This is a genomic window from Methylophaga marina, from assembly GCF_030296755.1.
Lineage (GTDB): Bacteria > Pseudomonadota > Gammaproteobacteria > Nitrosococcales > Methylophagaceae > Methylophaga > Methylophaga marina.
In genome coordinates, this window is record NZ_AP027741.1 from 2,514,442 (window position 1) to 2,538,895 (window position 24,454).

The 24,454-nt window shown below is 43.3% G+C and carries 20 protein-coding genes and 2 pseudogenes; 21 read left to right on the forward strand and 1 reads right to left on the reverse strand.

Annotation, left to right across the window (positions count from 1 at the left end):
* Positions 1-82: 82 nt before the first annotated feature.
* The 8 genes and pseudogenes from QUE24_RS12820 (at position 83) to QUE24_RS12855 (ending at position 9,214) form a co-directional block, all read left to right on the forward strand.
* Entirely contained in the window at positions 83-2,200 is a 2,118-nt protein-coding gene (locus tag QUE24_RS12820) for a VTT domain-containing protein (protein ID WP_286304208.1), read from the forward strand.
* Between the two features lie 8 nt (positions 2,201-2,208).
* Positions 2,209-2,781, forward strand: a complete 573-nt coding sequence (locus QUE24_RS12825) for an endonuclease/exonuclease/phosphatase family protein (protein ID WP_286304209.1) — start codon at positions 2,209-2,211, stop codon at positions 2,779-2,781.
* Between the two features lie 302 nt (positions 2,782-3,083).
* Positions 3,084-4,379 (forward strand): TonB-dependent receptor, encoded by a 1,296-nt coding sequence (locus QUE24_RS12830; RefSeq protein ID WP_286304210.1) that lies wholly within the window; start codon positions 3,084-3,086, stop codon positions 4,377-4,379.
* 40 nt (positions 4,380-4,419) lie between these two features.
* Positions 4,420-6,410, forward strand: a pseudogene (locus QUE24_RS12835) (BCCT family transporter).
* 79 nt (positions 6,411-6,489) lie between these two features.
* Positions 6,490-6,819: a DUF2845 domain-containing protein gene (locus QUE24_RS12840; RefSeq protein ID WP_286304211.1), complete on the forward strand. Its 330-nt coding sequence runs from the start codon at positions 6,490-6,492 to the stop codon at positions 6,817-6,819.
* 78 nt (positions 6,820-6,897) lie between these two features.
* Positions 6,898-7,215, forward strand: coding sequence for a PepSY domain-containing protein (locus QUE24_RS12845; RefSeq protein ID WP_286304212.1), 318 nt, complete (start codon positions 6,898-6,900; stop codon positions 7,213-7,215).
* Positions 7,215-7,880: a response regulator transcription factor gene (locus QUE24_RS12850; protein WP_286304213.1), complete on the forward strand. Its 666-nt coding sequence runs from the start codon at positions 7,215-7,217 to the stop codon at positions 7,878-7,880. Before QUE24_RS12845 ends, QUE24_RS12850 begins: the two co-directional genes overlap by 1 nt.
* The gene (locus QUE24_RS12855) at positions 7,880-9,214 is read left to right on the forward strand and encodes an ATP-binding protein (RefSeq protein WP_286304214.1); all 1,335 of its coding nucleotides are present in this window, start codon (positions 7,880-7,882) and stop codon (positions 9,212-9,214) included. Before QUE24_RS12850 ends, QUE24_RS12855 begins: the two co-directional genes overlap by 1 nt.
* Here the strand turns inward: QUE24_RS12855 and QUE24_RS12860 are convergent.
* Positions 9,211-9,537: a PepSY domain-containing protein gene (locus QUE24_RS12860; protein WP_286304215.1), complete on the reverse strand. Its 327-nt coding sequence runs from the start codon at positions 9,535-9,537 to the stop codon at positions 9,211-9,213. The two genes, QUE24_RS12855 and QUE24_RS12860, sit on opposite strands and share 4 nt — an antisense overlap.
* A gap of 116 nt (positions 9,538-9,653) precedes the next feature.
* On the opposite strand from QUE24_RS12860, the gene QUE24_RS12865 reads away from it, so the two are divergent.
* The 13 genes and pseudogenes from QUE24_RS12865 (at position 9,654) to QUE24_RS12915 (ending at position 24,374) form a co-directional block, all read left to right on the forward strand.
* Positions 9,654-10,157 (forward strand): MarR family winged helix-turn-helix transcriptional regulator, encoded by a 504-nt coding sequence (locus QUE24_RS12865; RefSeq protein WP_286304216.1) that lies wholly within the window; start codon positions 9,654-9,656, stop codon positions 10,155-10,157.
* A 44-nt stretch (positions 10,158-10,201) separates the two neighbouring features.
* Positions 10,202-10,648, forward strand: coding sequence for a YybH family protein (locus QUE24_RS12870; protein ID WP_286304217.1), 447 nt, complete (start codon positions 10,202-10,204; stop codon positions 10,646-10,648).
* Between the two features lie 212 nt (positions 10,649-10,860).
* Positions 10,861-13,293 (forward strand): nitrite reductase large subunit NirB, encoded by a 2,433-nt coding sequence (nirB, locus tag QUE24_RS12875; RefSeq protein ID WP_286304218.1) that lies wholly within the window; start codon positions 10,861-10,863, stop codon positions 13,291-13,293.
* Between the two features lie 8 nt (positions 13,294-13,301).
* The gene (nirD, locus tag QUE24_RS12880; protein ID WP_286304219.1) at positions 13,302-13,607 is read left to right on the forward strand and encodes a nitrite reductase small subunit NirD; all 306 of its coding nucleotides are present in this window, start codon (positions 13,302-13,304) and stop codon (positions 13,605-13,607) included.
* Between the two features lie 21 nt (positions 13,608-13,628).
* Positions 13,629-14,390 (forward strand): molybdopterin-dependent oxidoreductase, encoded by a 762-nt coding sequence (locus QUE24_RS15855; RefSeq protein WP_350226587.1) that lies wholly within the window; start codon positions 13,629-13,631, stop codon positions 14,388-14,390.
* A gap of 110 nt (positions 14,391-14,500) precedes the next feature.
* Positions 14,501-15,660: pseudogene (locus QUE24_RS15860) on the forward strand (molybdopterin oxidoreductase family protein); the annotation flags it as partial.
* Positions 15,646-16,278, forward strand: coding sequence for a (2Fe-2S)-binding protein (locus QUE24_RS15865; protein WP_350226617.1), 633 nt, complete (start codon positions 15,646-15,648; stop codon positions 16,276-16,278). The pseudogene QUE24_RS15860 and the gene QUE24_RS15865, both read left to right, overlap by 15 nt.
* A gap of 126 nt (positions 16,279-16,404) precedes the next feature.
* On the forward strand, positions 16,405-17,658 hold the full coding sequence (locus tag QUE24_RS12890; RefSeq protein ID WP_286304220.1) for an alginate export family protein: 1,254 nt from the start codon (positions 16,405-16,407) through the stop codon (positions 17,656-17,658).
* A gap of 353 nt (positions 17,659-18,011) precedes the next feature.
* Positions 18,012-18,875 (forward strand): nitrate- and nitrite sensing domain-containing protein, encoded by an 864-nt coding sequence (locus QUE24_RS12895; RefSeq protein ID WP_286304221.1) that lies wholly within the window; start codon positions 18,012-18,014, stop codon positions 18,873-18,875.
* 11 nt (positions 18,876-18,886) lie between these two features.
* Positions 18,887-19,495, forward strand: a complete 609-nt coding sequence (locus tag QUE24_RS12900; protein WP_286304222.1) for an ANTAR domain-containing response regulator — start codon at positions 18,887-18,889, stop codon at positions 19,493-19,495.
* Positions 19,496-19,713: 218 nt separating this feature from the next.
* Complete coding sequence (locus tag QUE24_RS12905; protein WP_286304223.1) at positions 19,714-20,997, forward strand: EAL domain-containing protein; 1,284 nt, start codon at positions 19,714-19,716, stop codon at positions 20,995-20,997.
* 168 nt (positions 20,998-21,165) lie between these two features.
* Entirely contained in the window at positions 21,166-22,632 is a 1,467-nt protein-coding gene (locus QUE24_RS12910; protein WP_286304224.1) for a NarK family nitrate/nitrite MFS transporter, read from the forward strand.
* Positions 22,633-22,646: 14 nt separating this feature from the next.
* Complete coding sequence (locus QUE24_RS12915) at positions 22,647-24,374, forward strand: bifunctional protein-serine/threonine kinase/phosphatase (RefSeq protein ID WP_286304225.1); 1,728 nt, start codon at positions 22,647-22,649, stop codon at positions 24,372-24,374.
* The last annotated feature ends 80 nt before the right edge of the window (positions 24,375-24,454 follow it).

The following is a 24,454-nucleotide window of genomic DNA, read 5'->3' on the forward strand; positions in this document are numbered from 1 at the left end:
GTTAATCGATGTATAGAAGGGTGGTGTGATTGATATGTTATTCTCAGTGGCACTATTTTCACCACAAGATTAGGAATGAAGTGTGACCAAAGCACCCATATTGAATGAAGGCAGCAATTGTTGGCAAAAAAAGCAGGCAAAACAAGTTGCAGTGTTAATTGATGGGGAGAATTATTTTGGTGCATTGCATGCCGCGATCCAGCAAGCGAAACATACCGTCTACATACTTTCCTGGGATATCGACAGCCGTATGCAGCTTATCAGAAATGATGAGCAAACTAGTGATTTGCCAGCAGAGCTGGGCGCATTTATCAGTGAAGTGCTCAACCGCAATCCAGATCTTGATATCTATATTCTCAATTGGGATTGGGCGATGGTTTATACCATGGAACGTGAATGGTTACCCATGTATAAGCCTGCTTGGAAGTCTCAAAAAAGACTGCATTTCAAGTTAGATGGAGAATGTCCTTTAGGGGCATCGCAACATCAGAAAGTGGTGGTTATCGATGATGATATTGCCTTCTCAGGTGGCTTTGATATTGGCAAAAGCCGTTGGGATAGCTCTGCACATAAAGCGGATGATGCCAGACGTACCGATCCTGATGGGCATCGATATCCTCCTTTTCATGATGTGCAAATGCTGGTTCAGGGTGAGGCGGCAGCCGCTTTGGGCGACCTGGCTAGAGAACGCTGGCTTAAAGCCACGGGAGAACAGCTGCAAAAACCGCCACAAAGAACAGGGACTGCCTGGCCGGATTATATTGAGCCGTGGTTTGAAAATATTGAGGTGGCCATCAGTCGAACCATACCTGAATATCACGAACAAAAAGAGGTTCGTGAGGTAGAGCAGCTGTATATGGACAGCTTAAAAGCGGCTGAAAACTTGATCTACATGGAGAATCAGTATTTTACGTCCTGGAAGATCGCAGATTTACTAGCTGAGCGACTTCAAGAACGAAATGGTCCCGATATTGTTTTAGTTCTTCCATTGATGACGGGCGGCTGGCTGGAACAGGCTACCATGGATGTTTTGCGTTTTCGTGTGGCTTGTAAGCTGAAAGAAGCAGATACGCATAATCGCCTGAGAATTTGTTACCCACATCGCGATGAACTGGGTGACTCTTACATCAGTGTGCATGGCAAAATCACAGTGATAGATGATCGACTTATGAGAGTGGGGTCTGCCAATCTGAGTAACCGCTCTATGGGGCTTGATAGCGAATGTGATCTCGTTATCGAAGCCGATACAGAAGAGAATAAAGCGACTATCAGCCGTTTTCGAGAGCGTTTACTGAGTGAACACTTTGGCATAACAGAAGACCAACTTAGACAAAATCTTTCTCAGGAAACCTCTTTGATTCGTTTAATTGATGCTGGCCAGGATGACGCACATACACTGCGTGAACTTGACTGCCGTGTATCCGATTATGCTAACCAGATGTTACCGACATCTGCGGTGGTGGATCCTGAAAGACCAATCGATTCTGAAGAGTTGACCAAAATGTTTATCCCTGTTGATGAGCCAACATCCGCCAAAAAACAATGGTGGAAAATTGTGGCCGTGTTGGCTGTTGTGCTCATCATGACCGCCATCTGGCGGTGGACACCACTGAGTGAATGGTTAAATCCCGAGACGCTGCAACATGCAGCAGAGGGCATAAAATCACATCCATTAACACCACTGATTGTTGTGGGTATTTTTGCCGTAGCCGGACTGATTGCTTTTCCTGTAACACTATTGATAATTACGACGGCACTGACTTTTGGGCCGCTATGGGGAAGTGTGTATTCAATCATTGGTTCATTAGTGAGTGGTTTGATGGGCTATGCCGTTGGTCATTACCTGGGACGAAATACCATTCAGAAACTTGCTGGTTCCAGTATAAACAAACTAAGTCGTCGTTTAGCTAAGCATGGCGTTTTAGCTATCATTACTGTCAGAATTATTCCCGTGGCTCCGTTTACGGTCATCAACATGGTGGCAGGTGGCTCACATATTAAAACCCGCGATTTTATTTTAGGAACAGTCATCGGTATGCTGCCCGGTATTTTAGGCATCACCGTTTTTGCTGATTCTTTGATGCGAACTATCCAAAACCCAGACCCCACTCAGATTGGAATTTTCATTGCTGTAGTGGTTGCCGTTGGCAGCATTATGTATGGATTAAAACGTCTGATTAACCGAAAAGAAGACAAATAAAACACTGAATGGAGATTAGCTTAGCAACCTACAATATTCACGCCTGCATCGGAACTGACGGACATTTCGACCCGTTCAGAATTGTTGACGTGATACGTGAAATGGATGCCGACATCATTGCTTTGCAAGAAGTCGAACATCATATGGTCAATGATATCGATCTGCTTGATTTTCTTGCTCAGCAGACCGGCATGATTGGCATTGCAGGCCCAACCATGTTTCGGGAGAGTCGACACTATGGCAATGCCGTTTTAAGTAAATTTCCATTAACGTCTCATGAGCTGATTGACTTAAGTCTTGAACCCCATGAGCCCAGAGGGGCAATTCAACTCAGGCTGGAAATCGAGCAACATCAGCTTGTGATAATGACGACACATTTTGGTTTAAAACCAAAAGAACGTCAGTTTCAGGTTGAAAAACTCATGAGTCGCCTTGCTGAACATGAGGTCGATACGGCGGTCTTGATGGGCGATTTAAACGAATGGTTCTTATGGGGACGGACATTACGTCGCTTAAAAGCCTATTTTGATACCACACCATCCAAAAAAGTTTCCCCAGTTTTTTCCCCGTATTTGCATTAGATCGTATCTGGGTACATCCACGTAAACACCTACTTTCCTTGAGTGTTCATCGAACAATGCTAGCTAAGAAAGCATCTGATCATTTGCCTGTTGTGGCAAAAATCCTGTTTTGACAATTTGAAGTCAATGTCTCAAATTGTTAGGGTAAAAAGAGTTTTAGAAAACAAAAGTATCTCCATATTCACTCTGGTGAATAACATTTCATGCACATACCCGCAGTCAACTCGGAAAAATAAATGATGAAAATAAGGGCCAGCTTGTCCACGAGGAGCATGATCTTTAGTCAATGCATTGTGGCGTCTATGGCAGCATTACCAATGCAGTCAGTTACTGCTGAGGAACAGACGGTCGAGCAGTTACAATCTCGACTGAAAGCGCTTCAGGCAGAGTTACAATCAACACAGGCGGCTCTTGCAAAAGCAGAACAAGAAAAACAACTTTCGAATGCGAAACTGGAAGAACTCTCCCGAGCTGAACCAACATTAGAACCTGACAATAAAATTCGTTTTGGTCATCTCAAAGTGGGCGGTGCTATCAGAGCAAATTATGCCGTCGGTGATTACCCCGAAACAGGAGGTGCCTCGCGTTCTTTTGATGATGGCGGTAATTTCGCCTTGGATACTTTTCGTATCAATTTGGATTATGAAAATGGACCATATCTCGGTAAGCTAGAATACCGCTGGTACAACGGGTATAACTTTCTTCATACAGGATGGTTGGGATACCAATTTGACGAGAATCGGCAAATACAAGTTGGGGTAAATAGAGTGCCATTCGGCCCAGGTCCATACGGTGTTTCACAAAGTTGGTTTTTTGATCAACACTACTATCTTGGTTTGTCCGATGACATGGATTTGGGTGTCAAATATCATCAATCAACAGATAACTGGGATTGGGATGTTGCCTATTACGTCTCAGATGAAGGTTCATATACCGGGTCCTCTCATCAGAGTGCTCGCTATTCTTATGATGTGGTAAATGAATCGGGTGATGGTTACGAAGAACGAAATCAATTTAACCTGCGTGGCATAAGACATTTTCAACATGGCGAAATAGGGACTGATTTAGGCTTTTCTCTTCAATATTCACAGTTAAAAAGCCGTGGCTCGCAGGATGATGGGCACCATTACGCATTATCAGGCCATATGTTGAATAAATGGCAGGCATTCACATTGGCTACACAACTGACTTATTACCGTTTTGATGTCGATCGTAATCAACCTTTAGGTACCAACAAATTAGTCCAAATGGGCGCTTACGACTTCCCCAGTACCACAGCGGCTGAAGCCTGGTTACCAGCTATCTCTCTAAGTTATCGTTACGATACTGACCAACTGCCTTGGTTGGACTATGTCATGCCTTACGTCGAGTACAGTGTCCTTCTCAAACAAGAGCATGATTTTAACGATAGTGCCTTAGCAACAGTTGGTGCAGCTTGGGCGAGTGGTAATTGGTACATCTACACAGATCTAAGCGCCTCGAACGGTAATGAATTTATCGGGGGGATGACCCATTTGGTGATCGTCTCGGTGCTAATCAGAATGATGATTGGCAGACACGTTTTAATATCAATTTTGGCTACTACTTCTAGGTGCTGAATATTCGTACTTACAATAATAATCATAGAGAGAGTCCGTAATGACCGAGCAGACGATAGATAATAAAAAACCTCGCAAAGCAGAAATCAATCCTCCCGTATTTTTTGGTTCGGCCATTTTAATTATCGCTTTTGTTATTTTTGCTGCTTTCTTTTCTGATACAGCATCAGCCGTATTTAAAGATACTCAAAGCTGGATAGTCGATACTTTTGGTTGGTTCTATTTATTGGCTGTCGGTTTTTTTCTAGTGTTCAGTATTGGTCTGGCTATGACTTCATATGGCGCCATTAAGCTTGGGCCTGATCATTCCGAGCCTGATTATGGCTATTTGTCATGGTTCGCCATGTTATTTAGCGCTGGTATGGGGATAGGCTTACTCTTCTTCGGTGTTGCAGAGCCCATTATGCATTTTTCGGCTCCCCCGTAGGTGAAGGCGGTGATATAGCGGCAGCACGTGAAGCCATGTCGATTACCTTCTTCCACTGGGGACTGCATGCCTGGGCAATCTATGCCGTCGTGGGTTTATCTTTAGCTTACTTTGGATTTAGACATAACCTGCCATTGACCATTCGTTCATCACTTTACCCTTTAATCGGCGAGCGTATTTACGGACCAATAGGTCACGCCGTTGATATCTTTGCTGTACTGGGCACCATGTTCGGTGTTGCAACCTCACTGGGATTGGGCGTGTTACAGGTCAATGCTGGTCTCACCTATATGTTCGATTTACCAGCTGAATCTGTCTCGCTGCAAATAGGCCTGATTGCTGCCATCACCGTACTCGCTACGATTTCAGTTATTGCTGGTTTAGACTCGGGTATCAAACGTTTATCAGAGCTAAATCTGGGCTTGGCTATTCTATTGATGTTGTTTGTTCTATTTGCTGGACCAACGCTTTTTTTACTACAAACGTTTGTGCAAAATACCGGTAATTATCTCAGTGAAGTGGTGAATAAAACTTTCAATTTATATGCCTATGATCCTAACGGTTGGATAGGTGGCTGGACATTATTCTATTGGGGCTGGTGGATTGCTTGGTCACCCTTTGTCGGTATGTTTATCGCACGAGTTTCAAGAGGCAGAACCATTCGGCAGTTCATTTTAGGTGTGTTATTTGTGCCGGTAGGCTTCACCTTCATGTGGATGACATTCTTTGGCGGAACAGCCATCAATATGGAATTAGGGGAGCTGTCTGGTGTTATATCTAATGCTGTAAGTGAAAATAATGCCATTGCCATTTATGCCATGTTCGAACAAATGCCTTTTAGTATGATCTCGGCTGGCTTAGCGACGATATTGGTTGTTACGTTTTTTGTCACCTCTTCGGATTCGGGCTCTTTGGTGATTGATATGATCACATCCAATGGTCATCCGAAACCTCCGGTTTGGCAGCGTATTTTCTGGGCCTTAACTGAAGGCTGTGTTGCTGCAGCGTTGTTGTTAGCTGGTGGTTTAAAAGCATTGCAAACAGCTTCGATTGCTGGCGCGTTACCCTTTGTCGTCATCATGTTGCTGATGTGCTTTGGTTTGATGAAAGGACTCAGAATGGAAGGCATAAAACGCCTTATTATTGGTGTTCCCCAAACACCTGTTAGCACAGGTAGACAAGTGAGTTGGAAGCAACGCCTGAAGAACTTGAGTGAATATCCTGACAAAGCAGCTATGCAAACTTTTCTGCTTGAAGTTGTGAAGCCTGCTTTGAAAAAAGTATCAGCTGAGTTAAAAACAACGGGTGTGGATGCTGATATTGTCAGTAAAAAAGACTCTATTGAGTTAGTTGTATCGTATGGCGGTGAAAGAGATTTTGTCTATGGTGTTCACAGCGTCAGACATTTAATGCCTAGTTTTGCTTTGGATGCATTGGAAGATGATGACGATGAGACTAAGCGCTATTACCGTGGAGAGGTATACCTGGCTGAGGGTAGTCAGCATTATGATTTATATGGATACAATCAAGAGCAAGTGATTGATGACATTCTGATACAGTACGAAAAACATATGCATTTCCTGCATATCGTTGGGGACAGTTAAATCAGATTATAAACAGTAGCAAGATTTTCCTGTTATTTCATGGTATTGTCCCGAAAATAAACAAGAGTGGAGAGAGAAAATGCGTTTATTTTGGTTCAGTTTAGCCGCCTTAGGCCTTGGTTTTTCGGGTGTTTCTCATGCCGGTAGCAGTGAGTATCTGGATAGTTACTCCTGTGGTAAAAGCGCCATTGAAATAGGTATGAATATTGATGAAATCAAACTGATGTGTGGCCAAACCTGGCAACCCAGTAATGTTGTAAAATCGGTTAGACCCGCATTAGAAGTAGGTAAAGATGGTGAAAGACTCCAGGATAATTTTGAAAAGTGGATGTTTAAGACCGTCAGGGATGGCAGTACCCACGTCTTGTTAAAAAATGGTGAGGTCATTCGAATTTTTACTACGCAATAAGCCGGGTTTATTCAGTTTGATTTAAGTTTGAATCGCTATATTCGTTACTGATAAACCAAGTAAAAAGCGGTGTATAAGATGAAATCCTTTCTGACATTGTCACTGTGTTCATGTCTGATGCTTATAGCTATGCTCAGCCTTTCAACTGTGCGGGCAGAAGAAAGCGCCACTGTGGCCAGACAATTATTGAAAGAAGGTAAAATCATGCCACTCCAGGAAATACTGACAAAGGCGGCCATGATAAAGCCAGGCCAAGTCATTGAAACGGATTTGGAAAAAGAAAATGAACGTTATGTCTATGAATTAGAAATTCTCGACAAAGACGGTCAGGTTTGGGAACTGGAGCTGGATGCGCAGACAGGTGAATTCGTTGATCTGGAAAATGAGGATGATTAATGCGCCTGTTATTAGTAGAGGATGACCCTTCATTGGGGCCCAATCTTCAAGATTCTCTCAACAAAGCAGGCTTTGCTACGGATTTGTCGACGGACGGTATTGATGGCGAAGCCATGGGACAAATCGAACCTTATGACCTGATCGTTCTGGACTTGGGCTTGCCTGGAAAGTCCGGCCTGGAAGTACTCGAAAACTGGCGAAGTCAGGCTAATTCAGTCCCGGTGATTATTCTCACCGCACGAGATGCATGGGAAGATAAAGTCTTAGGCTTTAAAGCAGGCGCCGATGATTACCTCGCCAAACCGTTTCAGACAGAAGAGTTGATTGTTCGAATCAATGCCGTTTTACGTCGATGTACGGGGCAAAATCCAGGTGCCCTGAGCTATGGGGATTTATCATTGGATGAGGCTGAGCAAGCTGTCATAGTAAAAAATGGTGACAAACATAGCCTGACAGGTACTGAATTTAAACTGTTACGTTACTTTATGTTGCATCCAAAGCAGTTACTTTCCAAAACAACCCTCACAGAACATGTCTATCAATTAGATAGTGATAAAGATAGTAATGTAATGGAAGTGTATGTTAACCGCTTACGGCAAAAGATCGGAGCAGACTGGATAATGACACGTCGCGGTCAGGGGTATATTTTTGGTCAGCAAGACTGATGCGATCAGTCCGTAGCCGTCTCTCCATTGGCTTGGCTGTTTTTTTAGCAGCATTGTTATTAGGTCAGTGGCTATGGCTGACCTTCACCATAGACCGCTTGATTGAAAAACAGGTTATTACGCGTTTACAAGAAGAGACGGAAACCGTACTCGCACATATTCATATTCAATCTGATGGTGAAATCGTCTTAGATAGCAGACGTTTGAGCAGCAGCTATCAACGAGCCTTTTCTGGTTTATATTTTTCTATACAGTCCATCGACCATCAGATTTTTTCACGATCTTTATGGGACTTTGATCTCACTACACCTGCTCTAAGTATCGGCTCCAAAGCGACACTTTATCTTCAAGGCCCTGGTGAACAACCGCTAATGGCCGTTTCTGCTGGCTATCTAAAACAAGGGAAACAGATCACCATTACAGTGGCAGAAGATATCGCTTGGATGTTGGAGGATAAGTCTCATTTTCAGTGGACCTTTACGGTGTTATCTCTGCTTGGTGTTTTAGCTTTATTAGCTTTTCAATTCTGGATCGTTAGGCTTGCTCTGAAACCTCTCAATAAAGCCAAGCAAGAATTAAAGTTGTTGGGGCAGGGTGAAATTGAAAAAATTGATGAACATGCACCGGATGAAATTCGGCCATTGCTGGTTGAGTTAAACCGTTTAATGTCGAGTATGGTAATTAAAACCCGTCGTTCGAGGCAATCACTTGGTAATCTCGCGCACCGATTAAAAACGCAATTGACGTTATTGAATCAGATTGCTGATACAGAAGCGATGCAACATAATTCTGAAGGCAAGCAGGCAATCTATTCGCAGACAAATGAAATTAAACAAATTATCGACCGAGAGTTAAAGCGTGCTCGTGTTTCCGGTATGACGTTGCCCGGTAAAGGTGTCGATATAAATGAAATGGTGACCAACCTTATCGATACATTGAAACGTATCTATCAAGATAAAGAATTAAATATCAGCTGGCGAGTCGATAAACAACTGCGCTTTCATGGTGACAGGGAAGACTTGCTAGAACTATTGGGTAATATTCTTGATAATGCTTGTAAGTGGTGTGACAGTAGAATAGAGCTCAATATATATAGCGATAATGGTATTCGTATCTGTGTTAAAGATGATGGTCCAGGTTGCCATGGGGATGACTTAGCTGTACTGACTCAACGCGGCTTCAGAGCGGATGAGACCACACCTGGAAGTGGGCTTGGTTTAGCAATCGTGTTTGATATCGTCGAGAGTTATGACGGGTCAATGCATTTTTCTGAATCCCCGAAATGGGGAGGACTACAGGTAGATATTCACCTGCAGTCCTCAGTTTCGGCTTAGAACCAGTCTTGAGTTGTTTTACGAACTTCACCGGTTTTGGCGTCGATTAATACTTCCCATTCGCCACCATCGGCGTCGACGATTTCAAATTCATAATCCCAACCTTTATCAAAGGCACGATCTTCCAGGTCAGCATCTTCAACAATCCCTGGTTTGGCTTCAAGGGCTTTTGCTTGGGCTTCTTCTAAAGAGATAAGTCCAAAACCTTCAGAGATTTTTCTGATTTCACGAAGATCATCAGCATCCATATCAGCGTGAGCAACACCCACTTGCATCATCATAGTAGCTGCACCGATTAAACTAATTGTTTTCAAGTTTTTCATTTTTGTGCTCCTTTCGTTGAGGTACGGTTCACATATTAGTGGCCCAAACTTAAACGAAGCTGAATTTATTTCAGATAAAGGTTTACTTTCAGTTAGGGAGCTAACTATAATGAGATATGCTTCAAGTCAAAGACTTGCCAGATAAGGCAATATTAGAAAAGTTTGCTTCACGTTACCCCAATGCGGATGTTGATGCAGTGATGCAGTTTCTTCATCTGTTAGGAGTGGCTTCTGAGCTTTCTATTGGTTTGGATGAATTTCTCAGTCGCTATCAACTACTTCAAGGCCGGTGGTGGGTCCTCATCCTATTGATGCGTGAAGATAACTTTGTTTCTTCACCATCTAAGCTCGCTGAAAAAGCGGGTGTCAGTCGTGCGACCATGACTGGCCTGCTTGATGGTCTGTCACGAGAAAAGTTGATAGAACGAATTGTTGATGAAAAAGATAAGCGACAAACGCAGATTAAACTCACGTCAAAAGGTCAGAAACAGCTAGATGATGTGATGCCTGATTATTACCAGCGTTTAGGCAAACTAATGTCGGTGATCGATAAAAATGAAGGCGAAACTTTAATGAGAGTACTGGGCAAGTTAAAACAAAACTTAACTATTTTTGATTAAGTTTATCCGTTTAGTAATACGTTTATATCTATGAGGAGTATGTAATGAAGAAGTTTTTAGTTTTTTTATTCAGTATGTTTTCTGTTCAACTACCAGTGGTAGCTGAGGAGCTATCTGTAAACAATCAAGTTGATTTTGCAAATGCTCAATGGAATAAAGCATTTAATGCTGGCGATGTAGATGCGCTGACACAGTTGTATAAAAATGATGCCACCTTATCACCGGGTAATGGCGCTATATTAAAAGGTAGAGATGCCATCGGTCAGTTATTCCAGAGCTTTGTCGATAATGGCGTCACAAATCATCGTATTGATACGGATAGTATCTATGTGTCGGATAATCAAATAACACAAATAGGCTATTGGCAAGCTGATGGTAAAAATGCTGAAGGTGAAAAGATTAGCTTCGGCGGTGTTCTATCATTAGTTCTGGCTAAAACAGAAGAGGGTGAATGGGTCATTCAGTCTCATATCTGGAATATGCAGCCATAAATTAACACCATTAATTCCCAAAAAAGCCCTTCACCGAAGGGCTTTTTTTGCTCTGAACTCAAATGGTGCAAGTTATTTCATATTGGTGCGAAATAAGTATATAAATTACTTAATTAAAGGCGTCTCAGTTATCTCTCTTAATAAAATCAATGGCTTAGTGTTTTGGCACAGTGTTTGCCATAGTAAGCGGACAATGATTTACGGAGAGATCCATGAGAGAGAAGTTAGTCCTAATTGGTAATGGTATGGCTGGGGTGCGAACACTGGAAGAGTTGCTCAAACTCGCACCTGATAAATATGACATTACTGTTTTCGGTGAAGAACCTTACGGTAATTACAACCGCATTATGCTTTCACCTGTATTGGCAGGTGAAAAAACGATTGATGAGATCATGATTAATGATCTGCAGTGGTATGAAGATAACAACATCAAGCTGTTATCTGGTAAAAAAGTGACCAGAATTGATCGTTTAAATCGAGTCGTGACAGCTGATGATGGTAGCACTGAAAACTATGATCGTCTTTTGTTAGCCACAGGTTCACGCCCATTTATGTTGCCTATTCCGGGCTCTGATTTAAAGGGGGTGATCAGTTTCCGTGATATTGCCGATGTCGATACGATGTTGGAAACGGCTAAAATCCATAAAAAAGCCGTGGTTATCGGTGGCGGCTTATTGGGTCTGGAAGCAGCCAATGGGCTAATGATTCAAGGTATGGATGTCAGCGTTGTTCATATTAGTGATGTGTTAATGAATCAGCAGCTGGATAAACCCGCTTCTGATTTAATGCTGGAAGAACTTAGGGGCAAAGGGCTGACGTTTTTGATGGAACATCAGACTGAAGCCATCATTGGTCGTGACCGTGTCGAAAAACTTCGCTTTAAAGATGGCTCTGAAATTGACGCAGACCTGGTTGTGATGGCCGTGGGTATCCGACCAAACATCGAACTAGCCAGCTCAGCCGGTATTCATTGTGACCGTGGTATCGTGGTAGATGACACCATGCAGACCTTTGATCCACGAATTTATGCCGTAGGTGAGTGTGTTCAACATCGAAGCCAAACCTTTGGTCTGGTGGCACCTTTATTTGAGCAAGCCAAAGTGTGTTCAAACCATTTGGCCCAAATGGGGATTGCACGGTATATCAGTTCAGTGACCTCAACTAAATTAAAAGTGACGGGCATCGATCTGTTTTCTGCGGGTGACTTTCTTGGTGATGATGATACTGAAGATTTGGTATTTAAAGATGCAGCCAGAAAGGTTTATAAAAAGCTGGTAATAAAAGATAACCAATTGGTTGGTGCCGTACTTTATGGCGATACAGTAGATGGGGCCTGGTACTTCCAATTGATGCGTGATGGCACAGATATTTCAGATATTCGTGAAAATATGTTGTTTGGACAACATCATCTGGGTGATTCTGGGCATGGCCCGTCTAACTCGGTTGATGGTTTGCCTGATGATGCTGAAATTTGTGGCTGTAATGGCGTCTGTAAAGGTGACATTGTGCAGGCGATTTCAAAACATGGCTTGTTTACTTTGGATGAAGTTAAAGCCCATACCAAAGCATCAGCGTCTTGTGGATCATGTACAGGTTTAGTTGAACAGTTACTGGCATCTACTCTGGGCAGTGACTTTAATGACACACCCAGCAAGAAGCCAATGTGTGGCTGCACGGATTTGTCGCATGCTGAAGTCAAAGCCGCGATTATTGAAAAATCACTGAAAAACATTCCAGATTTGATGTCTGCACTTGAGTGGAAAACAGAAGATGGCTGCCACTCCTGTCGTCCTGCCTTGAATTACTACATGTTAAGTAGCTGGCCAAATGAGTATCAGGATGATCCTCAGTCACGTTTCATTAATGAACGTGTGCATGCCAATATTCAGAAAGACGGCACCTATTCGGTAGTACCCAGAATTTGGGGTGGGGTAACCAATCCAAGAGAGTTGCGTGCCATTGCAGATATTTCCGAAAAATACAATGTACCCACAGTCAAAATAACCGGTGGTCAACGAATCGATCTTCTCGGTATAAAGAAAGAAGACTTACCCAAAATGTGGGCAGATCTGAGTGATGCTGGTTTTGTTTCTGGTCATGCCTACGGTAAGTCCCTGCGGACAGTCAAAACCTGTGTTGGATCAGAATGGTGTCGTTTCGGCACGCAAGATTCTACCGGCCTGGGTATTAAAGCTGAAAAAATGACATGGGGAAGCTGGACACCTCATAAATTCAAGATTGCCGTATCTGGCTGTCCACGTAACTGTGCAGAAGCAACTATCAAAGACTTCGGTATTGTCTGTGTTGATTCTGGCTACGAACTTCATGTTGGTGGTAACGGTGGGATTAAAGTCCGGGCAACAGACTTTCTCACCAAAGTTGCCACCGAAGAAGAAGCCTTGGAATATTGCGCGGCCTTTATGCAGTTATATCGTGAAGAAGCTCACTATTTAGAACGTACCGCACCTTGGATTGAGCGTGTTGGTTTGAAACATGTGACTTCAGCTGTGGTGGATGATGAAGTGAATCGTAAGCGGTTGGCTGAGCGTTTCCATGAATCACAAAAGAATGCACAGGTCGATCCTTGGGCTGAGCACGCTGCCAAATACAAAGATAACTATATCCCGATTAAACAAGTAGTGTAGAGGTAACTATGAGCTGGACTGAAGTTGGCCCCTTGGTCGATATTCCGAAAAAAGGATCACGTGTACTCGTGACAGCCGAGGGTGATGTGGCGGTATTTCGCACCTCAGGTGATCAGATATTTGCCTTATTTGATCAGTGCCCCCATAAAAAAGGGCCGTTATCTCAGGGGATTGTTTACGATAACCGTGTGGCCTGTCCTTTGCATAACTGGGTTATTGATATGAATAGTGGCGAAGCTACTGGTCCTGATGAAGGCTGTACCCGCACATTTGAGACAAAAATTGAAAACGGTACGGTTTTTATTTCTCTGTAATCTGATAAAGAGTCTCTAATTTTGGCTGAACAACAAACGACAACAAAGACGACTTGTCCTTACTGCGGTGTGGGGTGTGGTGTTTTAGCAACCCCACTTGAAACTGGCACAGTACAAATTGAAGGTGATGCAGAACATCCTGCCAATTTAGGCCGTTTATGTTCTAAGGGATCGGCACTAGGCGACACTCTCGATTTGGGTAACCGTTTGCTACACCCCAAAGTTGATGGCAAGCGAGTCTCGTGGGAGCAAGCCATAACATCAGTGGCTAGAGGCTTTAGTGAGATCATTGCTAAACACGGTCCAGAGTCTGTGGCGTTTTATGTGTCGGGCCAAGTGTTAACAGAAGATTACTATACGGCGAATAAATTGATGAAAGGGTTTATTGGTGGCGCGAACATCGACACCAATTCACGGCTGTGTATGTCATCAGCGGTGGCGGCTTACAAGCGAGCCTTTGGCAGTGACACAGTGCCCTGTAGTTATGAAGATATTGAATTAGCTGATCTTGTCGTGTTGACTGGTTCTAACTTAGCCTGGTGTCATCCTGTGATTTATCAGCGGTTGAAGCAAGCGAAAGAAGATCGCCCAGAAATGAAAGTTGTGGTGATTGACCCTCGTAAAACAGCCACTTGTGATATTGCTGATTTACATTTGCCAGTGCGGCCAGGCTCTGATGCCACATTGTTTAATGGTTTGTTGCACTATCTAAAAAAGAAGATTATCTGGATCTTGAGTTTCTTGAAGCGCATACCGAAGGCTTTGCCTCGGCAACGTCAGTAGCAAAAGCATCCGCTGGCTCCATTCCTCAAGTGGCCGCTGTCACAGAGTTACAAGAGCAGGACATCGTTAAGTTTTATCAGTTGTTTGCCTCAACCGAAAAAGTCGTGACAGTGTATTCCCAAGGGATCAATCAGTCGACGACAGGAACTGACAAATGTAACAGTATTATCAACTGTCATCTTGCCACTGGGCGTATTGGTCAGCCAGGCATGGGGCCGTTTTCGTTTACAGGTCAGCCCAATGCTATGGGCGGGCGAGAAGTGGGCGGCTTAAGTAATCAGTTAGCCGCGCATATGGAAATTACTAATCCTGAACATCATGATCGAGTGGCACGCTTCTGGAAAGCAGATAATTTAGCCACAGAAAATGGCGCCAAAGCCATTGATATGTTTGAGCAGATTGCCAGTGGCAAAATCAAAGCTATCTGGATTATGGCGACGAATCCCGTTGTGAGTCTGCCTGATGCCGATAAGGTCAAAGACGCATTGAAAAAATGTGAATTGGTGGTCGTGTCTGAATGTGAGGAGAATACCGATACCACAGCGTTAGCTGATATTTTGTTACCCGCCGCAGCCTGGGGTGAGAAAGACGGTGTGGTAACCAATTCAGAAAGACGAATTAGCCGTCAGCGCTCATTCTTGCCCTTGCCGGGGGAAGCGAAACCTGACTGGTGGATTATTACTCAGCTCGCCAGGAAAATGGGATTTGAGACTGCTTTTCCATTTGAAAAATCGGCCGATGTGTTTAGAGAACATGCCCAACTGTCAGCCTTTGAAAATAATGGTGTACGTGACTTTAATATTGCCGGGCTAGCCGATATAAGTGATGAGGGCTACGACAATCTGATTCCCATACAGTGGCCAGTCATCAATAAAGCTGATAAAGGTACTGCCAGATTATTTAGCGATAAGCAGTTTTTTACCCCTTCAGGCAAAGCCAGAATGATCAGTGTTGAACCTAAGCTGCCTTATCATCAGGTATCAGATGAATATCCCTTAGTTTTAAATACGGGTCGTATTCGTGATCAATGGCATACCATGACACGGACAGGTAGAGCCGTCAGATTGAACGCCCATATTCCGGAGCCGATGGTTCAGGTTCATCCGCTGGATGCAGCGAATTTCCATCTAGTGGATGGTTCACTGGCAGAAATAAAGAGTCGTTGGGGGAGATGATAGTCCGGGTTGTGGTAACCGATGAGCAACGGCCGGGCAGTATTTTTGTCCCCATCCATTGGAGTGATCAGTACGCTTCAATGGCACGGGTTGATGCGTTAGTTGCTGCTGTTTATGACCCTATCTCTGGTCAGCCTGAGTCGAAACATACCCCTGTCAGCATACGCGCCTATAAACCTGTTTGGCATGGCTTTATTTTGTCGCGGCACCCCATCACGGTCAAAGATGCCAACTACTGGGTGAAAGTGCGTGGTGCTGAATTCTGGCGTTATGAGATTGCTGGTCAGCATGCATTAGATGAGCCGGCTAAATGGGCACAACGACACTTAGGGGAAGAGGGCGAATGGCTTGATTTTATTGATGCCAAAGCGGGACGTTATCGAGCTGGACAAATTAAACGTAACAGGCTGGAAGGCGTTGTTTTCATCGCGCCAAGTCATGATTTGCCTGCGCGTTCCTGGTTATCCCAGTTATTTAGTTTAAGCAGTCTGTCGGATGCTGACAGATACAGTTTGCTGGTCGGCCAACCCAGCCAGGGACAAAAAGATGCAGGACAAATTGTTTGCTCATGTTTTGGTGTAGGTCAGAATACCATCAATGAAGCTATTCATTCCGGTCATGTTAATTCTGTGGATGAGATTGGTAAAAAACTGAAAGCCGGCACAAATTGTGGGTCTTGTGTGCCTGAGTTAAAACAATTATTAGCGCGCTAATGGTGAGTACTACCTTATTTAGAATACTGTCTGTCTGCAATGAAGCAGCTGAGGTGAAGTCGTTACATGGTTGATTTTAAAGCCAGTTATTTATCAATAGTGGCTTAATTTGCAGAGGAAAAAAGAATGCCAAAACTAAAAAAGCTAAGCGTGATGTCGTTACTGAGTACAGGACTGGCGAGTATCGCTTTGCTACCTGCTACAGTCGTGGCAAATGACAGCTTTTACGAAGCTTTAACGGGGGGCAAGGTCAGTTTTTCAGCCCGCTTACGGTATGAGTCGGTTGATCAGGATAATAGTTTAAAAGATACCGATGCTGTCACCTTACGTACAACTTTAGGTTACAAGACAGGTGATTTCCATGGCTTTGGTGCCTTTCTTGAACTCGAAGATGTGTCGGATTTGGCAGGCAATTATGAAGAGTACCCACAAACAGCAGTTAAAAAGTACTCAGTTATAGCCGATCCGAATGGCACAGAAGTCAACCAGGCTTATCTGAGTTATAACGGTTTTAATACAGAGGTGAAGTTAGGTAGACAAGAGCTGACCTATCGCGATGCACCATTTCATCGTTTTATCGGTAATGTGCTTTGGCGTCAAAATCATCAATCCTTTGATGCTGTGAGTCTAAGCAATACATCTATTCAAGATTTTAAATTAAGTTATGCCTATATCAACAAGGTGAATACGATCTTTGGCGATGATTTGACGGCTGGTTTGATAGATGATGGGGTGATTGATATGGATAGTCACCTGTTTAATGTGCAATATTCAGGCTTATCCATTGGCAAATTAGAAGCCTACAGTTATTTGCTGGATTATGAAGATGCGGCTAAAGATAACGCCAACGCAACAGCAACTTATGGTGTGAGATTATCCGGTGCTAAACCAGTTAATGAAGATTTTGCAGCTATTTATACAGCGGAGTATGCAACACAACATGACTATGCCGATGGCAAAATGGACCCTCAGGATTACTACTTATTCGAACTCGGTGGTAAATATCAAGGTTGGTTAGCAAAGCTATCTTATGAAGTGCAAGAGGGTGATGGCACCTATAGTTTTAAAACACCTTTAGGGACGAACCATGCTTTTCAAGGCTGGGCTGATGTCTTTTTAACCACGCCAAACGCAGGTCTTATTGATACTTATTTCACCGTCGTGGGTAATGTGGCAGGTGCAAAACTGATTGCGGTGTACCATGATTTTGAAACGTATAAAGGCAGCCTTGATGCGGGTAATGAGTTTGATGTGATGTTGCAAAAAACCTTTATGGAACATTACACGCTAGGTATCTCTTATGCCGACTACAATGCCGACAAAGAATTCGGTGGGATGGATACGGATAAATTCTGGTTATACGGACAGCTAAAGTTCTAAAAAATACTCCTCATTGAGCCGGGCACTGCCCGGCTTTTTTTGCCTGTTTAATCTGCACCAGAATTGTTCATCAGTCCTATCAATAACACCATTTTGAAGCAGTTTATGTACCACTTAAATTTCTAAGTGTCTGTATTTGAATAAGTATTTTTTTGGCACACCTTATGCAGTTTATTACCTGAGTCCACTAATGCAAGGAGCATGTCATGGGATATTTTGTTGACTTAATGATGGTAGTGAAAGAAGTAGTGAAGTTGATTTTTATGGTAATGATTTCGCCTTTAGGGATTATGGCAGGCTATCTCGCAACCTGGGAATGACACCGTTCTAGCTAATTTCACTGGAGAACAAAGATGTATCCATTGATCATCGGTGGCGTAGTTGTCACTGGCATGCTTTTTATCGTTTATAAACTGCTGTCTGAGCGTTATCAGCTCAGACAGCGAGTTAAACGAGGCATATTACTAACCAACCATTTACGGTTGGTGGTTGAACATTGCCAAAAACATCGTGGCACAAGCAATGCGGTAGTCAGTGGGAATGAGAAATTATTGCCACAAATGATTCAGTTACAGAATGATATCGACAATCTGATTGGTAGTGATATGAGTCAATCACTATCAGATTTTCCTCAATGGCAATCTTTCATAGAGCATTGGCCAAGGCTTAAACAGCACGCTTTGGCTAGGGATCTGACGCCACAGAATATTGTCAGACAGCATAGTCTGATGATCGATGGTCAGCTCATGCTGCTGGATGAGGTCATGAGAGCATACGATTTACATCGATTGATGCTCGACTCATGTACACGGGTTTCCGAAATTTGTATTGATACTTTACGAGTTGCAGAGACTCTCGGCTACACAAGAGCAATCGGATCAGGTGTTTGTGCTCGAGGTACGTGCTTGGCCGCTGACCGAATCTTGCTTGAGTTTTTACGTATTTCAGTCAAAACCACATCTGAACGATTACTGTCTGAAGTTAAATTAATAAACAACACTGATCTGACTTCTTCCTTGGAAACATCCTCTACCGCCATTCGCCAGCAAATAGATGCTTTGCTGGAAATGGTTGATAAACGCGTGCTTCAGCGAGGTCAGTTGAAGCTTGATAGTCATGAATATTTTACTCTCTCTACGCGGGCAATTGATGAAGTGCTGAAGATTTTCAGCATCATTATTCAATATGCCTCCAAACAACACACCAGAATGATATGAGCAATGCTGCTATGAATACAGTCACGAAAACGATTAACACGGTAGTTATCAGTGAATTTACGGAATTTATGAATACACTGCAAAGAGTCTTTGAAAACACTGATTATAAAGTGATTTTCGAAGCCACCAATTTGCAACAGTTACTTAACCTGAAGTGGACTATCGAGCCCGATTTGATTATTGCCATTATGAATACCAGCGATAGTCAGCTTCTGAGTAAATTTAAGATCATTAATGAACGCTTTCCATTGCCCATCGTGATATTTACATACGATGACCGTGATGAAGCGATTGAAGAAGCCATTGAGGCTGGGGTGAGTGCTTATATAGTTGATGGTTTTCATGAAAATCGTATCCATGCCATCTTGCGAACGGCAATGGCTCGGTTTAAACAAGTACAAAGTATGCAGAAACAGCTGAAAGATTTAAAAACGTCTTTGGCTGATAGGAAAATTATTGATAGAGCAAAAGGCCTCATTATGGAGCAACGTAAATGCACCGAGAACGAAGCCTATAGTCTGATGCGAACTTCAGCCATGAACCAGAATATGAGATTAGGCCAATTAGCTCAGAATATTTTAGCGGCGGCTAACTTACTTGAGCCACAAAAAAATGCATAAGTTCTGATGAAATAGTAATAGAACGTCACAGCCACTTCAGTGATGAAGTGGCTGTTTTGTTTTATGGTTATTTTGTTAGCGGATGTCGGTCGTTATTCTATTTTGGTTTTTGATTGGCTTCATGAGGGTATGAGGAAGGGTGAGGATGGCCAATTAATGGTTGAGTTTGATGATGGTAGTAATTGAAAACTATACCTATTAAGATTAAGGCTACGGTAATGCTTAAACGCCATTACAGACAAACAAGAAAGGTACAAACAGGTATGACGGAATTGTCATTCAAGGAGGATCATTATGAAGCGGCTTATGAGTCTCTCTGCCTGAGGTCAGTTTTTCAGCCAATCTTTAGCATCGCTCATCGAAAAGCTGTGGGATACGAAGGACTGGTTCGTGCCGCGGATGTCTCTGGGAACCCCGTGACACCACAAGAATTGATGAGAAAAAACACGGCATCCGATCAACAGCTGATTCTTGATAGGACCTGTCGTCTATTACATGCCTGTAATTTTTCTCAACACCCCGCCAATGATGCTTGGTTATTTTTAAATCTTAATTCCCAATGTTTAATTTCGGAACGTCCCGATATTGGATTTATGCAAACGCTGATGCGCGAGAGTGACTTACCATCAAGGCGCATTGTGATTGAAATTTTAGAAAGTGAAATTGATAACCGCGATTACTTACGGGAGTTGATTACGCATTTTCGTCAAATGGGCTGTTTGATTGCGATTGATGATTTTGGTGCTGGCCACTCTAATTTTGATCGTATTTGGGATTTACAGCCTGATATTGTCAAGATTGACCGTAGCTTAGTAAAAAAAGCAGGCCACTCAATGAAAGTGGAAAGGATTCTGACCGGCATTGTCTCGCTCATTCATGAGACCGGAAGTTTGGTGGTTATTGAGGGTGTTGAGACTGAAAAAGAAGCCTTGGTTGCGATTTCCAGTAACGCAGATATGGTTCAGGGGTTTTATTTTGCTAAGCCAAAGCCTGATCTCCAGCAGGAGATTGATTTCGGTCAAGCTATGGATAAGTTACTTCATCAACATCAGAATGTACGAAGCCAATATAATCGAAAGCTTCAACAACATTTCCGCACCTTTGAGTTGATATTTGAAAAAGAGCTCGACGCGTTTAAACAAGGGGCATCTTTTGAAGACTGTGGTCACGCCCTATTTGATGATGCCAGAGCTGTACGTTGTTACCTGCTTGATGAGTCTGGCTACCAGATTGGCCGAAGTCTGAACTCACCCAAATATACAGCCAAACTGGATATTCGTTTTACACCGCTACTTTCTGGTGTCAATGCTAACTGGTCACATCGACATTACCATTTCAGAGCCATACAAAATCCGAATATGACTCAGATAAGTCGTCCATACCTGTCGGTAGCCGGTTCTCATATGTGTATCACCGTTTCACAAGCAGTGGTTGTTAGTGGCAAGACATATGTTTTCTGCTGTGATTTAGACTGGCCCGACGAAGATCAGCCCATCAGTTGAGATAACGCACTTATACTGTGCGCAATGCACCAAATTAGCAGCTAAATATGCATTCAGGATGCGCATTTGTTTTTCTAAGTATATATAAATCAATAGGTTATGTTTTGGCATGATTCCCGCTATTCGAACATGGACCCATTCCGGTATGTTCAAAAGAGAGCTGAATTTATGTCCAATAACAAACTCAATTTATTATCTTTCAAAGATAATATTCGTACCCTTCATCTTACCTGGATAGCCTTTTTCATCAGTTTTGTGGTGTGGTTTAATCATGCACCATTGTTGATGGCTATCAAAGATACGCTTGGCCTCGATAGTCAGCAGATAAAAACGTTACTGATACTCAATGTCGCCTTGACTATCCCTGCTCGAATAGTGGTTGGTATGCTAGTGGATAAGTACGGTCCTAAGATCATGTACTCACTACTGCTCGGCATTTCAAGCATGATTTGTTTTTTCTTTGCACTTGCAGATAGTTTTGAACAACTCGCTCTTGCCCGTTTTCTACTGGGCTTTGTCGGTGCCGGGTTTGTTATTGGCATACGCATGATTTCTGAATGGTTTCCAGCCAAGCAAGTGGGATTAGCGGAAGGTATTTATGGTGGTTGGGGTAATTTCGGTTCAGCCGCAGCGGCAATGTCACTGCCCACCATTGTATTATTATTTGGTGGTGAGGATGGCTGGCGTTATGCCATTGGCCTGACTGGTGCCATTGCGCTTGTTTATGCTTTTATTTATTACAATACTGTGTCTGACACGCCTCAGGGATCGACATATTTCAAACCGAAAAAAACGGGTGCGATGGAAGTAACCAGTAAAGGCGATTTCTTTCTCTATATCGTTATGAATATTCCCATGTATGCGGCCTTGGCCTTATTAGCATGGAAGTTGTCACCCAGTGGGGTCAGTTTGCTCTCCAGCGAAATCACCCTCGCGATTTATGTCGGTTTAGTGGTGTTATTTTTCTATCAGGTGTATCACATTTATCAAATTAACAAAGATGTGTTTGTTAAAGAAACACCAGAAATTCACCGTTACAAATTCAAACAAGTGGCCGTGTTGGATTTAGCCTATCTGGCGACATTTGGTTCTGAATTAGCCGTTGTGTCAATGTTGCCTCTGTTTTTCAGTGAAACGTTTGATATTAGTGCTGTTCAGGCTGGTTTACTCGCCTCTGGCTTTGCTTTTATGAATCTGGTATCTAGACCTATCGGTGGTTTGTTTAGTGATCGTCTGGGTCGTAAGAAAACACTGACCATTTGTATCAGCGGTCTGGCGGTAGGCTATTTTGTGATGGGTATGATTACACCAGAGTGGTTCATTGTGTTGGCTGTATTGGCAACCATGGCATGCTCGTTCTTTGTGCAAGCGGGAGAGGGCGCTGTGTTCGCGGTAGTACCACTGGTTCAACGTCGATTGACCGGACAAGTAGCCGGTATGGCGGGTGCTTATGGTAATGTGGGCGCTGTCACGTTTCTGACCGTGCTGTCACTTGTTTCTGCACAAACCTTCTTCTTTGTGATTTGTGCGACAGCGGTTGTGACCTTGATCGCGGTGCAGTTTATGGATGAGCCTCGCGGACAAATGGCCGAGGTCTTACCAGACGGGTCGATTCAAATGATAGATGTGCATTAATCGTCAGGACGGATATGACAGCAAAGTTAAAAGTATTAGTTGGGCAGTGTTCAACACAAGGGGTGAAAGCCGATAATCAGGATACCGTCGGCTTTTTCATTCCGTCCAACTTGGCTTTGCTTGAAACGAAAGGTGTCGCCTGTGCTATTGCGGATGGGCTGAGTTCGAGTAATGAAGCAAAACAAGCCAGTCAGGCATGCGTGACTGGTTTTATGAGTGACTACTTTAGTACACCTGACTCCTGGTCTGTGAAACAGTCTGGCAGCAAAGTGCTTGCCGCTATCAACACCTGGTTGCATGGACAAAGTCAGCAGTTTCAGCAAGCAGGGAGAGGAATGGCCTCTACCTTCAGTGCTGTTGTTGTGAAATCAACAACAGCACATATTTTTCATGTCGGTGATTCACGTATTTATCTATTACGTGATGGTGAGTTTGAACCATTGACCACCGATCATCGTATTCGTATTGATGAAAATAAAGAGTATCTGGGAAGAGCGTTTGGTGTCGATTATTGTCTGGATATTGACTATAAAACACTTGCTGTTCAGGAAAAGGATGTGTTTCTGTTAACCACCGATGGCGTGCATGATGTTTTGCCCGATAAGGTGCTTAAACAGTTTTTATTAGAAGCTGGTCCGGCTGATTTATCTGATTTAACAGAGCGAATTTGTGATGCAGCACTGAAGGCTGGCAGCCAAGACAATATAAGTTGCCAGCTAATGTGCATTGAACAATTACCGACTCAAGCACCTGATGAGGTTTTTGCCCAACTCACCGTATTACCTTTTCCACCTGATTTATATGAGGGTGTCATTCTTGACGGCTATCGCATCAGTCGTGAGTTACACGCTAGTTCTACCAGTCAGCTTTATTTAGCGGTGGATACTGAAACGGGCGAGAAAGTGGTGATTAAAACCCCTTCGGTCAACTTCGAAGATGACCCGGCCTACCTGGAAAGATTCCATTTGGAGGAGTGGGTAGGACGCCGAATAAATAATGCACATGTAGTCAGGACAGTAGAGCAGAAGCGCCCCCGTCGTTTTCTTTACTATGTGATGGAGTACGTGGACGGTAAAACGTTGCAGCAGTGGCTGGATGACGTTGGACGTTTGGATTTAAAAACTGTACGTGATCTTGTGCCTCAGCTTGTATCAGCACTGAGAGCTTTTCACCGACTCGATATGTTGCATCAGGATTTAAAGCCTGGAAATATCATGATCTCCAGAGATGGCGTGCTGAAGATTATTGATTTTGGTTCAACCAAAATTGCCGGCATTGCTGATATCTCTTCGCCCATAGAACGCAGTGAGTTATTGGGGACAAAACACTACACGGCGCCTGAGTATTTATTGCGGCGAGCAGGTCAGCCGCAGTCTGATCAATTCTCTCTAGCGTGTATTGTCTATGAAATGCTCACAGGCCATCTGCCATATGGTGAAAAACTGGCAAAAGTTCATACCAGACAAGATCTTCATCGTATTGAATACCAATCCATCGCTTTGTTTATTCAGGATATGCCAAGCTGGGTTGATAAAACCTTGCAGAAAGCCTTGCAACTTTATCCTGAAAAGCGCTATCAGGCATTGTCTGAGTTTGCGACAGACTTGATAAAGCCGAATCCAGCTTATTTAAGCGATGACAATCGCCCGCTGATGTACCGTTATCCGGTTAAGTTCTGGCAAGCGTGCTCACTTCTTTTGTTCATCAGCAATTGTTTGCTTGCCTATTTTTTGCTCCGATAAGCTTGTATAGCGTGGTCTTTTAATATCAGAAAAACCGGATTATCGACAATTTTGTCTCAACGACTATTCCTGTATTTACA

What these genes read in the sequence shown, in the direction of transcription:
- QUE24_RS12845 (WP_286304212.1), top strand. Translation starts at nt 6,898, where the DNA reads ATGAAATCCTTTCTGACATTGTCACTGTGTTCATGTCTGATGCTTATA.
- QUE24_RS12860 (WP_286304215.1), bottom strand. Translation starts at nt 9,537, where the DNA reads ATGAAAAACTTGAAAACAATTAGTTTAATCGGTGCAGCTACTATGATG.
- QUE24_RS12905 (WP_286304223.1), top strand. Translation starts at nt 19,714, where the DNA reads ATGCTTAAACGCCATTACAGACAAACAAGAAAGGTACAAACAGGTATG.
- QUE24_RS12865 (WP_286304216.1), top strand. Translation starts at nt 9,654, where the DNA reads ATGCTTCAAGTCAAAGACTTGCCAGATAAGGCAATATTAGAAAAGTTT.
- nirD (WP_286304219.1), top strand. Translation starts at nt 13,302, where the DNA reads ATGAGCTGGACTGAAGTTGGCCCCTTGGTCGATATTCCGAAAAAAGGA.
- QUE24_RS12910 (WP_286304224.1), top strand. Translation starts at nt 21,166, where the DNA reads ATGTCCAATAACAAACTCAATTTATTATCTTTCAAAGATAATATTCGT.
- QUE24_RS12825 (WP_286304209.1), top strand. Translation starts at nt 2,209, where the DNA reads ATGGAGATTAGCTTAGCAACCTACAATATTCACGCCTGCATCGGAACT.
- QUE24_RS12895 (WP_286304221.1), top strand. Translation starts at nt 18,012, where the DNA reads ATGTATCCATTGATCATCGGTGGCGTAGTTGTCACTGGCATGCTTTTT.
- QUE24_RS12915 (WP_286304225.1), top strand. Translation starts at nt 22,647, where the DNA reads ATGACAGCAAAGTTAAAAGTATTAGTTGGGCAGTGTTCAACACAAGGG.
- QUE24_RS12840 (WP_286304211.1), top strand. Translation starts at nt 6,490, where the DNA reads ATGCGTTTATTTTGGTTCAGTTTAGCCGCCTTAGGCCTTGGTTTTTCG.
- QUE24_RS12890 (WP_286304220.1), top strand. Translation starts at nt 16,405, where the DNA reads ATGCCAAAACTAAAAAAGCTAAGCGTGATGTCGTTACTGAGTACAGGA.
- nirB (WP_286304218.1), top strand. Translation starts at nt 10,861, where the DNA reads ATGAGAGAGAAGTTAGTCCTAATTGGTAATGGTATGGCTGGGGTGCGA.
- QUE24_RS12830 (WP_286304210.1), top strand. Translation starts at nt 3,084, where the DNA reads ATGGCAGCATTACCAATGCAGTCAGTTACTGCTGAGGAACAGACGGTC.
- QUE24_RS12850 (WP_286304213.1), top strand. Translation starts at nt 7,215, where the DNA reads ATGCGCCTGTTATTAGTAGAGGATGACCCTTCATTGGGGCCCAATCTT.
- QUE24_RS12900 (WP_286304222.1), top strand. Translation starts at nt 18,887, where the DNA reads ATGAATACAGTCACGAAAACGATTAACACGGTAGTTATCAGTGAATTT.
- QUE24_RS12870 (WP_286304217.1), top strand. Translation starts at nt 10,202, where the DNA reads ATGAAGAAGTTTTTAGTTTTTTTATTCAGTATGTTTTCTGTTCAACTA.
- QUE24_RS12855 (WP_286304214.1), top strand. Translation starts at nt 7,880, where the DNA reads ATGCGATCAGTCCGTAGCCGTCTCTCCATTGGCTTGGCTGTTTTTTTA.
- QUE24_RS15865 (WP_350226617.1), top strand. Translation starts at nt 15,646, where the DNA reads ATGGCACGGGTTGATGCGTTAGTTGCTGCTGTTTATGACCCTATCTCT.